Source organism: Tautonia sp. JC769 (genome assembly GCF_040717455.1).
In the GTDB taxonomy this organism is placed as follows: Bacteria; Planctomycetota; Planctomycetia; order Isosphaerales; family Isosphaeraceae; genus Tautonia.
This window is the reverse complement of the sequence record NZ_JBFEFH010000006.1, coordinates 79,865-96,049: the sequence shown is the minus strand read 5'-3', so window position 1 is coordinate 96,049 and position 16,185 is coordinate 79,865. Positions and strand designations below refer to the sequence as shown.

The window sequence follows — 16,185 nt, the reverse complement described above, 5'->3', positions numbered from 1 at the left end:
CGAGACCCGAGCGATCGATCAATCAGAAGGTGTCAGCGGCGGTTGCCGAGCCACCAGGCCAGGGTTGATTCTCCCAGGAGAAGCCCCAGGACCAGCATCAGGAGACCTCGGTGGAGTTCCCCGCGCCGGCCGACCGCCGCGGCCTCGGAACGATCGACCGGCCCTCCGTCCCAGTTCGAGAAGGTCCACCGGGGAAAGAGGACCGAGAGGGTCGAGGCATCGACGCGAGACAGGTCGCTTTCGATCGGCTCGGGATTGACGGAGAAGGTCATTTCCCGGGCAACAGGGGGCCCGACCCGGGCCATGTAGACCCCCGAGAGATCCGTTCCGTCGAAGAGGAACCGCGCCCCATCCCCTTCATCCGCTAGTCGACCCGGCTCCTCCCTCCCATCGGGGCGGAGGACCGACGCCGAGGCGTTGAGCGTATTCGTGTCGATCGCCTGGTCGAGTGCCTGGCCGACGACCACGTTCCGCTGGGCCATCCGGCCCGAGGCCGCTGCGTAGGTCATCTGTTCCAGGACAGGGGGATAGCTCGGGTGCAAGGGCCAGGTGGTCCAGTCGTCATCCGCGGTCGTGGCAACCTGAATCACGGTCCCTCGGTGGCGGTCCATGGCGAGCATCGCGGGCCGACCATCGGTGAAATTCAGGACACGACGGGCGGTGGATCCCTCGGGCAGGATCAGGTCGTGCGATCGCCACGTCCGCACCGCCGTGAGCCCGGAAATGACCTGGGCCGCCGCCCCTTGATAAATCGAGATGATCGGGTGGTTAAAATCGAGCGGATCGAACTCGGGGGCCCCCGCGAGCTGCTCGCCGATCTCATCGCCCGAGGAGGAGACATCCCCGAACCGCGCGGGCAGGAATCCGGGGCCGTCGAAGGTTTCAGACCCCGGGATCCCCGCCAAAAGATTCGCGTTGTATTCGTCCGCTTGAACCCGATCCCCTCCGAAGAGGACGACGCCGCCGCCCCGCCGCAAGAAGCGATCGATCGCGTCGATCTCCCCCCGGCTGAATCGCGCGACATTGCAGAGGAAGATCACATCGTAACGCTCGAGATCGCGACGGGTCAGTTGCGACTCGGTCACGACCTCGACCGTGATGGGCGAGGGCGTCCGATCAGACCCCTCGGAAGGACTCAGCGCCTGGGCAAGGTAATCGGTCTCCGACTGGAACGGTTCCGGGTTGTAGTCGCCGTTGACGAGGAGGACTTCCAGGGACTCGCGGACCGGCACGGTCAGCCGACGGACATCGTCCACGGCGAGCCGATCCTCATCGATCCGGACCTCGACGACATGGTCGCCCGGGTCCTCGAAGCGGTAGGAGAAGGCGACCGGGACCACCTGACCCGGGGGCAGGTCGACCCGTCGTTCGGGCCCGAGCCGGCCGTCGATCACCAACTGAGCACCCACCCCGGTCTCGACGTCCGGCCCGAAGTTCGCCAGCCGGGCCGTGATGACCACCGGCGGCCCGTCCCGAACGACGATCGGGGCGTCGAGTGCCAGGTCGACCACGGCGCGGTTCGATCGGCTCGTGTCGCCCAGATCGACCACGACGCAGTTGGCCCGGGCTTCCTCCAGCGCGGCAATGTTCCGCTTCAGGGCCGCCTCCCACTCCGGATCGACCTGCCAGGTGGCGGCTTGCAGGTCACTGAGGAAGAGTACTTCCTTCTGGGGGATGTCCGAGGTGGCGAGGACCTCCCGGAGCTTGGTGAACGTGGCGTCGAGGTCTGCCTTGCCGTGCGTCGGCTGGAGCTGCTTGAGTTCCTCGCGGACCTCTCCGTGATTCGGGGACGGGGCGCCGATGACCACCTTCGGAGGGTTGCCGAGGATCAGGACGCTGATCGCGTCTCCATTGCGGGCCCCCTGGATGTAGGCATCGGCATACTCCGCGGCCCTCGCGAATCGGGAGCGTTCGGCGGACGCGTGGTTCATGCTCATCGTGCCGTCGAGGACGATGACGCGATGCGTGCGTTTCCCGGCGAGGAGCGGCACGGCCCCGATCGACTCCAGGAACGGCTGAGCCAGCGCCAGCACGACGCAGACGACCAGGAGCGTGCGAACGGCGAGCAGGAGCCAGTGTTCCAACCGAATCCTGCGCTGATTCTTCCGGATCGCGGCCAGCAGGAAGCGCATGGCCGCCCACGACTCCTCGCGGTATCGCCGACGATTGAGCAGGTGGAGCACCAGAGGCACGGCGGCCGCCGCAAGCCCCCAGAGCAAGAAGGGGTTGGCGAACCCGATGGCCAGCAGCGGAAGGTTCGTCACAACGGTCGTCCCGGGTCGAAGTTCGGTTCAGCGGAATCGAGCACGGATCGGACGTCACGGCCTTCGGGGAGGGCCGGATCAAGGCCCCTCACGCGATGTGTCATCCTACGAATCGGTCGAGTCTCAGGACAGAGGGCTGGGATGGTCCCGGGGTCAGACCCGCCGGGGGCCTTTGCGGGTCCGGGCGGATCGGGTCGCCAGATAGCCGGTCAGGGCCGTGTCGAGCGGCTGATCCGTCCGAAGGGGGACATAATCGATGTCGGCCAGGCGGCAGCCCTTGCGGACCGCCTCGGTGAACGCCGACAGCTCGGCGAGATAGCCGTCTCGCAGGGCAGCCGGATCGGTCAGCAGTTCTTCGGGGATCTCGAGGCCCTTGAACTTCGTCACCTGCCGGAACGGGAATTCGACCTCGGCAGGGTCGAGGACGTGGAAGACGACGACCTCGTGGCCCCGGTGGCGAAAGTGTTTCAGGCCGCCGAGCAGTTCAGGCGCGTCCCCGTCGAGCAGGTCGCTGATCAGGACCACGATCCCTCGCCGGCCGATGCGTTCCGCCATCTCATGCAGGACCGAACCGAGCCCGGTCCGCTCCCGGGCCGCCTCCCCGTCCATCACCCGGATCAGTTCTTTCAGGTGAGAGGGCTGCCCCGACGGGCGGACGTAGCGTCGAATGCGGTCGTCGAACACCGCCAGGCCCACCGAGTCCTGCTGCTGCAGCACCAGGTAGGACAGGGCCGCGGCGATGTACTGCGCGTAGCGAAGCTTCGGGACGTTGCCTTCCGATGCGTACCCCATCGAGGCGCTGGCGTCGATCAGCAGATACGTCAGGAGGTTCGTCTCCTCCTCGTATTGCTTCAGGTAGTACTTGTCGGTCTTCGACCAGACTTTCCAGTCGATGTGGCGGACGTCGTCGCCGGGAGCGTACTCGCGGTGCTGCGAGAACTCGACCGAGAACCCGTGATAGGGACTCTTGTGCATCCCGGCGACATAGCCTTCGACGATCAGCCGGGCCTGGAGCCCGAGCCCCTCGACGTTAGCTAGCGTCTGCGGATTTAAATAGTTTTGGTACTCGACCACTCTCGGACGCCTCACTCGGGTCGGCCGAGAGCGACGAGACCAGCCGGGCGATCACGTCGTCCGGCCGGAGCCCTTCGGCCTCGGCGTTGAAGTTGGTGACAATTCGATGGCGGAGCACCGGCCCGGCGACGGCTCGAATATCCTCGATCGAGACGTAAGGCCGCCCCATCAAGACCGCCCGGGCCTTGCCCGCCAGGACGAGATACTGACTCGCGCGAGGGCCGGCGCCCCAACTGACGAAGTCGCGGACGAACTGCGGCGAATCGCTCTGCGTCGGCCGGGTCAACCGGGCGAGCCTCACCGCGTAGCGGCCGACGTGGTCGGCGACCGGGACCTTCCGGACGATCTGCTGCATCTCCAGGATGTCCGCGCCCGAGAGGACCTTGTCGATCGACGGCGGCTTGGCCGAGGTGGTCACGCGGACGACCTCGAGCTCCTCGTCCTCGGTCGGGTAATCCACCAGGATGTTGAGCATGAAGCGGTCGAGCTGGGCCTCGGGCAGGGGGTAGGTCCCCTCCTGCTCGATCGGGTTCTGCGTGGCCAGGACGAAGAACGGGTCGGGCAGGCGGTGCCGCTCCCCGCCGACGGTCGCCTGCCGCTCCTGCATCGCCTCGAGCAGGGCCGCCTGGGTCTTCGGCGGGGTCCGGTTGATCTCGTCGGCGAGGATGAGGTTCGCGAAGATCGGCCCACGGAGGAATTTGAACTGGCGGACGCCGGTCGCCTTGTCCTCCTGAATGACCTCCGTCCCGGTGATGTCCGACGGCATCAGGTCCGGCGTGAACTGGATCCGATTGAAGCTCAGGTTCAGCGCATCGGCCAGCGTGTGGATCATGAGTGTCTTGGCCAGGCCAGGCACCCCAATCAGCAGGCAATGGCCCCGGGCGAAAATGGCGATCAGGAGTTCTTCCAGCACGTCCTGCTGGCCGACGATGATCTTCCCCATCTCCGCGCGGAGCTTCTGGAACGCATCGGTGAGACGCTCGACCGCGGCGAGATCCTCGTGCGGCATCGGCTGCGGATTCTCGGAATCAGACACGGGGACCTCCGTCCATCAATCGAATCAAATCGAGTCGAGGCATCACGGAAAGAAAACGGTTTTCAGGGTCGTCGCGAGCCGGAGCAGGCGACACGCCGATCGGCCGATCCTAGCACATCTCGACCCTCCGCGGGGGGCCCGGGCCGCACCGAACGCGACCGGAAGTGGATCCCGCCGATCAAGGCCCGGGATACTCACGCAAGGCTCCATGCACCTCGTGGGGTTTCCAGCCTGAAAGGCGGACCATGCCCTCGTCTCCCGCCACACTGATCCCGTCGGGATGGAGACGGACGCGGCGCCCAGCCCCCGCCCCCTCGACGATGAGCCGCTGGACCCGTTGGCCGGAGTCGCGACGCAGGAGGTTGAGGACCACCGGAGCCGTCGAGGCCGTTCCCGGCGTGCCATCGCCGAGGCGATAGACGAGGACGCAATCAGGCGTCAGACCGAGGCCCCACGACTCGTTCAGGTCTCCCGGAAGCGCGGCACTCCACAGACGATTTCCCCGGTCGAGCGCGAGCGCCGAGACGCGAAGTCCGGGACCGTCCTGCCCGATCACATAGACGGCATCGCTCCCGAGCACGATGGACTCGGCCCGTCGGTCCGACCGGAATCGGCCCAGGCGGGTCGACCAACGCACCTCCCCATTGCCCGGGTCGAGGCGCTGGAGCGTGTCGCCCCGGACCACGAGCAACCGCTCGAAGTCGCCCAGGACGAGGGGGTCCGTCGGCGACGGCCGGGGCGACGACGGCAGCGGAGAGGGTTCCCGAGCCTCCCAGATCACCTGGCCGGATTCAAGATCCATGAGCACGACCGAGGTGCCATCGGGCACAATCGCGACCCGATCCAGGGCCACGGAATGCGGCTCGCGACGCCAGGGACCGGCCGAGTCCTCCTGCGGGAACATCCCGCGCGTCCGGCCGTCGCGAGCATCCAGCACCACCACCGCGTGCGGGAGCCGGGTCTGGATCACGACGCGAGACAATCCCAACCCCAGGTGCTCATCCATGGAAACCGCCGAGGTGCGGTATGTCCACTGGGGACGCCCGGCAATCGGGTCGAAGCAGACGAGCTCCCGATCGCCTCGGAAGAAATAAAGCCGATCGCCGTGCAGCCGGAATCCTCGGAAACCGGCCGAAACCGGGGGTTGGTCGCGGCGTACTCCGTCTTCGCCCAGTTGCGGCCGATCGGCAGGGCCGAACGCGAGCTCGCCATCCTGCGACTCGACCTCCCATCGAGGTTCCCCGATCGCGGGATCGAAGCCGAGAATCCGGTCGGAGGTCGCGAGGATCAGATGGTCCCCGGCGAGGCCCGACCACGACGGTCGGGCCGTCAGTTCCGCCTCCCAGAGGATCCGGCCCGATTCCGGCTCGACGGCTCGCAACTGGCCCTGGCCAATCAGGACCGCGGGCCGCTCCCCCTCGGAGAGTGCCCGCGAGGTCGGGTCATCGATGGGCAGCAACGCGAAGTCCGAAGGCCATCGGTACGGACCAAGCAGCCCGAGTGGCGGGTGGATGGCCCTGGCACGTTCCTCGTCATGCTCGTCCTGCGACGACAAGCGCTCGTCGACGTAGGATTTCAGGGTCTGTGCCTTGCCCAAACGCTCGATTTCCAGGGATCCGTAGCGCAAATCGGCCAGCAAGTAGGCCTCCCGAGCTTCGGAATCCAAGTCGATCGCCTCATAGCATCGCGCGATTCCGAGCAGACCCAGCGCCCGTTGGTGATCGTCGACCGCCGAGACGAGGAGCTGATGATAGGCCCGGGCCGCCTCGGACCAATCCTCACGCTGCTCGGAGAGGTGCCCGATGGCTTCGAGGGCCTCGGGGACATGGCGAGACACCGGGTAGCGACGGATCACCTCGCCGAGTTGTCGCAGGTCGTCGTCCTCTCGCCCCTGGCGGAAGAGCGCCTCCGCCTCGTCCTCGAATCGCGCGTACCGTTCGGGGCCGGATTCCTGGAGCAGCCAGCGAAGGCGATCGACCAGCAGCAATTCGGCCCGAAGGCTCCGGTGCTCGTCCGCCGGCAGGTCGATCTGCCGGACCTCGGGGCGACTCAAGGCGGCCTGCAACACCTCGACCGCCCCGGCCGAGTCCCCGGCGGCATGACGGGCATCGGCGAGTTCCAGTTCGGCCTCGATGCGCGAGCGATCGTCGGGGGCCGCGGCGATCGCCTCCTCCAGGGACCTGGTCGCCTCGCCCGGCTCGCCCTCGTTGGACGACCGTGCCGCCAGCTTCATGTGGATCTTGAAGCGTTCGGCGAGGGCCGCGTCCACGAGTCGGCGGCCATCGATCCGTTCGGAGGGGCTGGCCAGTGCCGTCGCGCGATCGAGACTCTCGAGCGCCTCCTCGTCCTGCCCGAGCGCCTCGGCCGTGCGGGCGAGGCGATAATGGAGGTCGGCCTTCTCCGGCTCCCTGGCAATCCGTTCCCGATAGTAGCGGAGCATGCGGGTCGGCTTGCAGAAGACCCGCAGTTGATCCCGCTCGGCGATGAGGAGATAGCCGTCGCCGGCGACCAGATTCCCCCCGCCGCACCCGAACGCCTCGCGCAGGGCGACGGGAGGGCGATCGGTCGGGCGCCCCGACACCTGATCGAGGATGTACAGGGTGTCGCGGGTCGGCCAGTAGATTTCGCCCCCCGCCAGCAGCCCTCGCCCGTAACCTTGCTCCAGCGTCTGCCCCTCGGGCCACCGAGATCGGATCGCGCCGTCGTCGACGTCAATCGTCCAGACATGATTGCCCGTGACGACCAGCTTGCCCGACGCGACGCCCAGGAGGTGAGTCACGCGACCGCCCGGGTTCGCCTCCCAGACGAGCTGCCCGCTCAGGCGGTCGAACGCGAGCACCCGATCCGTGTCTTCCGGGGCGACGATGACCTTGTCCGCGTGGACGACCGCCGGATTATGCGTGACCGGCGCCCCCATCCCGGTCACCCCCTGCATCCGTCTCGGATACGAGGCGAGCCAGTTCATCCGGCCCGATCGCGCGTCGATCGAGGCGATCGCCCCCAGATCGGTCTGGTAGAAGATCGTGGCTCCTCCGAGCGACAGGAGCCGATGACCGAGCTCCGGGTTGACGATCATGCCGCGGTTTCGAGCCCCCGGGATTCGGCTGTAGCTGGCCGAGGTCCCCGAGCAAACGAACCGCACCCACCGCGTCTGCCCCGATTCAGGGTCGAGGCACGCGACCCAGGTCAGGGCCTGAGTCCCCGGCTTCAACAGCGCGACGTAGACACCGTGCTCGTCGACGACAGGCGCCCCGCCGAACGCCACCTGCCCGGCCAGCGCCCCCTGATTGTTCCGATCGGGGCCGGCCATCACCTGATCTGCGGTCCGGATCCAGAGCGGCGAGTCGGGCCGAGCCCGGTCGACCGCGATGATTGCCGTCGGCGGCGCGGTGGAAAGATTGCGGCCCTGGAAGGACGCCCCATGCGGGCCAAGTCTCGCATAAATCCGGTTGCCGAAGATCGTCAGGGTATGCCGCTCGACCCCGAATGTCGGCTGGGCCGCCGTCGGGGCCGAGGCAGGAGGGGCAGCCCGCCACGACGGGGCGGGCATGGTAATGCCGTCCGGGCTGCCTTCGAGCGGGTAGCCCAGCACCGATCGACCATCGGTCAAGAACACCTCGTCGCCATCGATGATCGGGAAGAACGAGGGAAAATCGTCCTCCGGCATCCCGAAATCCTGGCCGAACCTGCGCGGGCTCGCATCGAGATTCGCGCTGGCATCGAAGGGCGTGCGGAGCGGGAGCGACCAGACCAGGGCCCCCGGGTCGACCGGTTCGACCAGATCCTTCGTGCGGGTCGCGTCGCCGGCGAAGGTCGGCCACCGCGAATCGAGCGATGCGGGACGCTGGAGCTGATCCTCGGCCAACGCCGAGGCCAGGATGTCCGCATAGGCTCCCCGGCGCCCGGCCAGGTCACCGGAAGCGTCTGGATACGACTCCCCAAAGCTCCGCACATCCGCGTCCCCCGAGCGCTGCCCGAGCGCCTCGGTGCACAGGATCAGCTTGGCGGCAACCTTGGCGATGTCGATGTCGGGGTCCGGGTAGATCGACGCGAGTCGGGCGGCATCGGTCGTCGGGACCAACCGGCGATACAGTTCGAGCGCCTCGTCGAACCGCCCTTCCTGGAAGGCCAGGTCGGCGAGCAGCTCGGCCGCGTCATCCCCATACGAACTGCTGAAGAACGCGTCCACCACGCGCCGCAAGCGGATCGGATCGAGGCGATCTCGCCCCTGTTCGAACAGGTGACGCGCCTCCCCGTCGACCCGATTGCGATATAGTTGCAACGCCTCGGGCGGCAGCAGCGCAATCTGGCGTTGAGCGTATTCGCTCACGTTGACGAAGACGTCGACACCCGCATCCGCGTCTTCGCCCTCGATCGCCTGGTCGGCCGCCCCGGCCAGGGTCAAGGCCTCGGGGAACTGCTGGATCGCTCGCTGATAGAGCTCGACCGCCGAATCCCATTGCTGCCGCTGGACGTGAGACGCCGCCGTCTTGAGCAGGGCTTCGGCGGCGCTACTGGTGTCCGGGTGGATCGTGGAGGGGAGTCGTTGGAATCCCCAGGCCGGGGCAAGTCCAAGGGCAAGCGAACTCCAGATCAAGGCCGCGAGCAGCGGAACACGCAGGCGTCCGGGACGGGCAATAGGGCATGGCGCAAGAGAGAACATCGGCGCTCCTTCCGTGATTTGCCTGCCGAGCGTGCCAGCGGTTCCCCAGATGCGGAGCAGAGCGAGATGTCCCCACGATCTGGCCCTGATGCACTCGATCCGTGTTGGCTCGTGATCGGAACCGACGTCGCGTGCCTGCTGCTTCAAGTCGTGGACCCTTGATGCTGGGCCGTCTCAGATGAATGTCAGTCGCGCTCAGGAAGAGACCGGAGGCAAAATTTCACGCAATTCGCGTGCCTCCTACCTTTCTTTAAGATATGGGCGTCGACAGGTGCCCGGCAAGCCCTCCTTTTCCGAATCTTGCTCTCGAATTGAGCAGGCTCGCCGAGGGGAGGGGCAATCTCGCGTTGGATATGTGAGGCGGATTCCGGAATCGTGGAGAGCAGTCCCGTCGTAGACGGAGGAGGTCTGTTCGTTCATGGTGTCCAAGGTCGGAATGCTTCGCGATCCAGACCTCCCCCTGCTGACACGCGGCTTACTTCACCTGATTGGGGGCGATCTTCACGGGAGCCAGGGTCGTTTCCTTCCCGGAAGCGATGGTGACTTCCTGCCCTCGGGCCGCCCCGGCTGTCACATAGCCGACTTTCTCGTGCCAGATGACCACGTTCTGCGATCCCGCGGGGATCCCCTCGATCTCGAAATTCCCCTGCTCGTCCGTGATGGCGAAGAACGGGTGGTCGAAGACCATCACAAATCCCTGCATCCAGGGGTGAATGTCGCAGGCCATCGGCATCGGCCGACGCTCCGGAGACAGGGACCGAGGCAATTCACCGTTGGCGGGGAGCATGAAGTTCAACGAATTGCTAAAACCCTGCAGGCGGACATTGTGGGCCACGGGATCGCTCGACTTGAACAGCACTTGCTGCTGCTCGTGCGCCACCGCGACATGCGGAACGAACCGGCACGCCTGCTGGTCGACCACAACCTGGGGATCAGACTCGACCATCTGCTTCACCCGATCCGGATTCGATCCCTTGGGGCGAGACAGATAGACGATGCAGTACTTCACCCCGTTGCTGGACGGATCGACAACCAGGCTCTCGTCGGGGATCGGCTCGGTCGCGCACACCTGGGCATCCTTGACGTTCTCCCCGGCCTTGACCTTCGGCGGCAATTGGGGAGCTTGGGGGCCATCCCAAACCACCTGACCCTTCAGGGTTCCGTATTGGCCATGGGCTGCGCCCTGGTATCCGAGCAAGACACAGAAGCCAAGGCCCAGGGTCACCAGGCGTCGCGCCATCAGGAAGTCACGTCGCATCGGGGAAAATCCTCGCGGTAGGGAGTTCGGGAGGGAACGGTCTGGCAGGTACCGAGATCTCATCCTACCAGATCGAACGCCCCCGCGCAACCATCGGGAATGCGAACGATACGGCGGGAAAGGGCCCCGATCGCGCATGCTCCGGGGGCCTCATCGCTGCCGCCCTCGCATTCACGAAGCCCCCTCGGTCGCCTCACCCGACGCCGAGGTCCCCGGCTCCGGGACCACAACCGCGCCTCCGAGGTCCGGCTGGGGCTCGCCGCACCCAGCAAGCGGGACCGCCGCCAGAATCCCGAGCAACAGAACGATTCGACGGATGACGATACGAAGATTGACGTTCATGAGCATGCTCCAGGCCGCACTCGGAAACTCCATTGCTCTCACGAGTGTGTGATCGAGTATGAGGAACTCACCGCGTTCAAGATAACCAGGGGCCTCGAAGACGACGCGGCACGTCATTCGGGCTGGTCCCTCGATGCTCGACCGGTCGTGAAGGGAAGGCCCGGGATCGGTCCTGCTCAATCCTCCGAGGCGACCCGGAGAAAGCTGCCGGAATCGGCCCAATGGCCCAGTTCCTCCCGGAACGTTCGGCTCGGGTCGACGGCCACCTGCCCGTCTTCGTCGAGAATCAAACGATACCGCTCGAGTGCTCGAGCGTTGGAACCGGAGAGCGGCAGTCCCGAAATCGCGAAGCGATGCGTCCCCCCGGGGCACCGAAACGATCGAGCCTCCGCCGACCAGTCAACCCGCCCCCCATCGTCGGGGCAGACGCCTCGAAGCGCGGAGATCGTATCCAGGCCATCGTAGGTGCTCGATCGAACCACCCAGAGCGGCGGGGCCGCTGCCCCGATGGGAACCACCGTGTCGGGCTCGATCGTCGACGGGAGGCCAACCGAGATGACCGTCGACGCCGCGCTCGCTCCATCCGAGGAGAGCCGTCGCGCCACCATGACCCCCGTCATCCCGACCACGATGACCGCAACACTCGCGAGGACCCATCGCGCCGCCACCGACGTCAATAGCCCAGTCGATCTTCCCCCTTCTCCCAACCCCGGCTCCTCCGCCGCCCCGGGAACCGATGAAGCGTTCGGCGTCGTCCCGGCCCCTCGGGTGTCGGTGGAGATGGTCCGGTTCGATGGTGCGTGCCAGTCCTCGCCCGATCGGCGGAGCGCCGCCGCGAGTCGGTGAGTTTCGGAGGATTCTTCCCCATCGCGACGCCCCCGGGACGCGGGCTCAGCAGTCGGGCTTAATTCACCTACCGAAGCCCGCGATCCCGACGTTCCCTTCGGCGTCTCCTTCGAGGATTCCGTCGCCGGGCGTCCCCTGGCAGCGGCGAGTTTCTCCTGGAGGCTCAGGGCTTTCCCAACCGCGGCCGGACCGGGAGCGGCGGGTACCGGAGGAGACCCGGCGGCATCCGCTTCGGGACGATCGAGGTCCGCCTCTGCCCGCGATTCTCCGGGGGCGGATACAGGAGAAGGACCGGCGATACCCTCGGCCTGACTCGCTTCCGCCGGCCGGTTACGCGCCGCGGCGAGCTTCTCCTTGACCGACAACGGCCGTCCCGGCGAGGGCGGTTGTCCCTCGTTGCCCGATGGGGACTTCGGCGGTGTCCTGTCCTGGCTCGGGCTCGCGTCGGCCGGCCGGTTGCGGGCCGCGGCGAGCTTCTCCTGCAACGTCATCGGACGGTTCGCGGCGGGGGTCTGAGTGGCCGCTTCCGGCTCGGGGACGGAGGGTTCGGGTTCAACGGGTGCTCCCGGAGCCGTCGCGGCCGGTCCCGGCCGAACCGGATCGTCCTGGGAAGTGGGCGCGGAGGTGTCATCGCTCGACGCTTGATCGGGACGTGCCGGCCCCGCGGCGCGGACGGCTGCAAGGATCTCCTGGACATTCGGGCGATTGGCCATGCGGAAACGTCCCGTGCTTCAAGACTCACGCGGCAAGATCGAGGCTCAAGGAAGACCACCACTCGGATCGAGTGTCCCCGTCGCCACGGTCGGTCCGAGCGTGACGCGGCGGTCGGCGATCGCCGGGGCATCAAGGCGGTGGGGGGGGACTCACGAGGAGGGATACGGACCGAGCCTGCTCCGGCGACCGGCGCGATGATCTTCGGTGAAAAGCGTAACACCCCCTCGATCGCAACGCAATCGAGGCCGACGACTCGGCAAGTGTCCGTCGCGATCGCTCGCCCCCGTCGGGACGGGGGGGAGAAGGGGCCTAGGTGAAATCGAAAAGTTCCAGATCTCTCGAAATCTCGTGCAGTCGATCGGTCAAATAACGCCGGATCTCCTCGCGCGTCTTGAGCTGCAGGACCTGATGAGCGAACCGTTCCGCCTGGGGCGTGGACACCGACGAGAGTAAGGCCTTGATGGTCGGCACGAACGCCGGACTCATGCTGAACCGTCTCAGCCCCAACCCGAGCAGCACGAGAACCGACCTCGGCTGACCGGCCATCTCGCCGCAGAGCGTGGCGGGGGTCCCCGTGCGTCGGCAGGCTTCGAAAATCATGCGAAGCATGCGGAGGACGGCCGGGCTGAGGGGGTCGCACATGTGAGCAACCTTGGGATTATCCCGATCGGCCGCGACCAGATACTGGATCAGGTCATTGGAACCGATCGAGATGAAATCCGTCTCCTGCAGCAGCGCGTCGATGCACATCGCGGCGGCGGGCACCTCGATCATCACCCCGGTCTTCACGTCCTCTCCGAACGGGATCCCGGCCCGCTTCAGATTCCGGCGGGCCTCATCGACCAGCCGGTTGACGTGCCTGAGTTCTTCCAGGGTCGTGATCATCGGGAAGAGGATGCTCACCTTCCCGTGCCGGGCCGCCCGGAGGATCGCCCGGATCTGCACCTCGAAGAACTTCGGATGCTCGAACGAGAGCCGGATCGATCGCCAGCCCATGAACGGGTTCGCCTCGTGCTGGCGGCCGAGATACGGGACCGTCTTGTCACCCCCCAGGTCGAGGGTCCGGATCGTGGCCGTGCGATCAGGGGCCGCCTCGATCACGCGGCGGTAATTCTCGTACTGCTCGTCCTCGTCCGGCACGTCCGGGTGAGTCAGGAACAGGTACTCGGTCCGATAGAGCCCGACCCCCGAGGCCCCGACCGCCGAGGCCGTGGTGGCATCGGCCACCGTGTTCACATTGGCCAGCAGCTCGATCAGGGTCCCGTCCGACAGGCAGGCCGGCTGGTCGCGATTGATGACCAGCCGATCCTTCAGCTCGAAGAAATCGCGCTGCATCTTGCGATACGCGGCCAGGGTCTCCGGGTCGGGCCGGAGTACCACGATCCCGTCGCGCCCATCGACGACGATCGGATCCCCGGTCCTGGCCTGCCCGATGATGCCGGCGGCGCCGGAGACGGCGGGAATGCCCCGGCTCCGGGACAAAATCGCGGCATGGCTCGTCCCGCCCCCGACCTCCGTCACGATCCCATGGATGGGCATCTCTCCGAGGCTGATCGCCTGGCTCGGCAAGATCTCGTGGGTGACCAGGACGATCGGCTCCTCGTGGCCGAGCAGGTCGATGGCGGCGGTCGTGTTCGCGCTCACGTTCAGGTGCGTGGTGATCCTCGCGAACACGTCGCGCAGGTCCGTCATGCGCTCCTGGAAAAGCTCCTGGCCACTCCGGGCGAAGATCGAGGCATATTCCTTGAGCACCGATTGCAAGGCCGACGACGCCGTCAACCGGGCGCCGCGGATCCCTTCGTGGACCTTGGCGACCAGCGAGGGATCGCGGACCATCTGGCAATGCGACCGGAAGATGTCGGCCTCGTCGCTGCCGAGTTGCTGGGCGACCTTGGCGACCATCCCTTCCAGCTCTTCCGACGCCTTCTTCAGGGCCTCGTCGAAGCGGGCAAGCTCGTCGGGGATGCAGGATTCGTCAGCCAGTCGCTGCTCCTCGGATTGCCCCATCGGGCCTTCCAGGCAGTACGCGACGCCGACCACGACGCCCGGGCTGACCGCAATTCCTTTGTACATCAGATCACCGACGAGCATGCCAGGCGATTCCGATCAGTGGCCATCCGGTCAGAGGGCTCCCGACGACCGGGCCTCCCCCCGAGGCGGACGCGCATGGAATCGCAATGCCTCCATTGTGTCGGAAAAACGTCAGTGGGGCGAGTCTTCGTCGATCGAAATCGCGTCGCGCGCCGGATTCCTCGTCCCGGGCGATTCCAGGAGGTCGTGCGGATCTCCCGTGCTCGGAGGCCGCCCGAACCGCCCGATCGCCGTCAATACCAGCGCGATCCCCGCATACGCCCCGGCCCAGTGATACGGCGTCTGCATCCGAGAGGCCTCGTACCGGTCCTGTTCCCTCATCGCGTCGATCGCCCGATTCGGGAGCATCACCCGCTCGGCCACCAGGGGGGAGTGGATGACCCCGAACAGCGACAGGACCCCCGCGATCAGGAAGGTCAACGACGCCGACCGGAGCCGTCCGTCGATCAGCCGGGCCAGCGCCGTCGCCCAGAGCAGGCTCGTCAGGATGAACCCCCCCGCGAGCATCGACACGGTGCCGATCATCTGCCGGGTCGATTCCTTCAGGGAACCGAAGCCGACGCCGGCCCCCGCGAGGCTCGGGTCGAACAGGACGTCCTTGAGCAACAGGTTGACCAGATACGCCAGCGCCGGGACGACCGCCAATGCCAGTGCCGGGTAATGCCGCTTCGGGGTCGCGATGAACGACTGGGCCGTGATCTCCAGGCCGATGAAGATCAGGATCGGCGCCACCACCACCTCCGGGAGCAGCTGGAAGATCCAGACGAAATACCCGAGCATCCCGGCCCCGCCGATGAACAACGCCGTGGCAAGCGTGTAGGCCGCTCGGCCTCCCATGGCTTTATAGGCCGGATGGCCGATATACGGCGTGGTCTGGATCACCCCCCCGAATCCGCCGGCCAGCAGGGTCGCAAGCCCCTCGACGAAGATGATCTGCCCGGTCGGGTAGTCGTCTCCCGCGGCGGCGGCGCTCTCGGTGCAGTCGATCCCGCCGACGACCGTCGCCAACGCAAGCGGCAGGGCGATGGCCAGGAAGTTCAGGGCCTCGGCCCAGTTCGATTGGAACCAGGCCCACCAGGCTCCCATGGGCAGGGGCAATCCGGCGGCGATCGCCGGGTAGGTCTCCTCCGACCCTCCCAGCGGCGTCGGGAGGCCGAAGAGGCCCTCCGCCCCTCTCATCCCGTAGTAGACGACACAGCCGACGAGGACCGCCCCCAGCGCCCCCGGAACATTGCCCGGCAATTGCCAGCGGGCCGTCAAGGAGACCAGGATCACGGCCATCGCCACCAGGCCCGGGATCGGGTCGCCCAGGATCTTCAAGAGCGGCAGGAAGCTGATCACCACCAACGCGATCGCCATCAGCGAGCCGAGCAAGCCGGCCCTCGGCACGACCCTCCGGATCCAGCCGCTCATCGGCGCGCAGAGGGATTTGAACAACCCCGAGGCCAGGAGCATGCTGATCCCGATGAACCAGGCATGTCCCGCCGCCTCGTCCGGCTCCATCCCCCGATCGCGAGCCATGAGGAACGCCGGGCCGACGATCAACAGGCTCGTCCCGAAGATGCTCGGCGTGTCCAGCCCCAGCGGCATCGCCGTCACGTCCGATCGGCCCGTCCGGCGGGCCAGCCGGAAGGCCATCGCCGTGAAGACCAGGTCGCCGACCAGCACGCCCAGCGCCGTGCCGGGGATCATCCGGGTCAAGACGAATTCGGTCGGGAAGCCGAACACCCCCACGAGGAGCGAGGTGGTGATGATCAGGCCACTGATGTTATCCAGCATCAGGCCGAAGAACGCATTCACGTCTCCTCGAGTCGCCCACGCGTACCTCCGGCCCGATCGACTCGGCGTGCTGGCATCGTCCACAGGGGGCGGTCTCCGTTGACCTTCGAGAATCCGG

The 16,185-nt window shown here is 66.8% G+C and carries 9 protein-coding genes; 1 reads left to right on the top strand and 8 read right to left on the bottom strand.

Annotated elements, in window-relative coordinates; all coding sequences use genetic code 11:
- Positions 1–32: 32 nt before the first annotated feature.
- From AB1L88_RS08465 to AB1L88_RS08440, 6 genes are all read right to left on the bottom strand, one after another.
- Complete coding sequence (locus AB1L88_RS08465; RefSeq protein ID WP_367096207.1) at positions 33–2,264, bottom strand: BatA domain-containing protein; 2,232 nt, start codon at positions 2,262–2,264, stop codon at positions 33–35.
- A gap of 153 nt (positions 2,265–2,417) precedes the next feature.
- Positions 2,418–3,338, bottom strand: a complete 921-nt coding sequence (locus tag AB1L88_RS08460; protein ID WP_367096206.1) for a DUF58 domain-containing protein — start codon at positions 3,336–3,338, stop codon at positions 2,418–2,420.
- Positions 3,295–4,347 (bottom strand): MoxR family ATPase, encoded by a 1,053-nt coding sequence (locus AB1L88_RS08455; protein WP_367096364.1) that lies wholly within the window; start codon positions 4,345–4,347, stop codon positions 3,295–3,297. The genes AB1L88_RS08460 and AB1L88_RS08455 overlap by 44 nt, the downstream gene beginning before the upstream one ends.
- 205 nt (positions 4,348–4,552) lie before the next feature.
- The gene (locus tag AB1L88_RS08450; protein WP_367096205.1) at positions 4,553–9,037 is read right to left on the bottom strand and encodes a PQQ-binding-like beta-propeller repeat protein; all 4,485 of its coding nucleotides are present in this window, start codon (positions 9,035–9,037) and stop codon (positions 4,553–4,555) included.
- 475 nt (positions 9,038–9,512) lie between these two features.
- Positions 9,513–10,295, bottom strand: coding sequence for a carboxypeptidase regulatory-like domain-containing protein (locus tag AB1L88_RS08445; RefSeq protein ID WP_367096204.1), 783 nt, complete (start codon positions 10,293–10,295; stop codon positions 9,513–9,515).
- 171 nt (positions 10,296–10,466) lie between these two features.
- Complete coding sequence (locus AB1L88_RS08440; RefSeq protein WP_367096203.1) at positions 10,467–10,754, bottom strand: hypothetical protein; 288 nt, start codon at positions 10,752–10,754, stop codon at positions 10,467–10,469.
- 438 nt (positions 10,755–11,192) lie between these two features.
- Here AB1L88_RS08440 and AB1L88_RS08435 point away from each other — a divergent pair, with 438 nt between their 5' ends.
- Positions 11,193–11,483 (top strand): hypothetical protein, encoded by a 291-nt coding sequence (locus AB1L88_RS08435; protein WP_367096202.1) that lies wholly within the window; start codon positions 11,193–11,195, stop codon positions 11,481–11,483.
- Positions 11,484–12,506: 1,023 nt separating this feature from the next.
- On the opposite strand, the gene ptsP is transcribed toward AB1L88_RS08435, so the two are convergent.
- Together ptsP and AB1L88_RS08425 are read right to left on the bottom strand one after the other, a co-directional pair.
- The gene (ptsP, locus tag AB1L88_RS08430) at positions 12,507–14,288 is read right to left on the bottom strand and encodes a phosphoenolpyruvate--protein phosphotransferase (RefSeq protein WP_367096201.1); all 1,782 of its coding nucleotides are present in this window, start codon (positions 14,286–14,288) and stop codon (positions 12,507–12,509) included.
- Positions 14,289–14,399: 111 nt separating this feature from the next.
- On the bottom strand, positions 14,400–16,088 hold the full coding sequence (locus tag AB1L88_RS08425; protein ID WP_367096200.1) for a permease: 1,689 nt from the start codon (positions 16,086–16,088) through the stop codon (positions 14,400–14,402).
- Positions 16,089–16,185 lie beyond the last annotated feature (97 nt).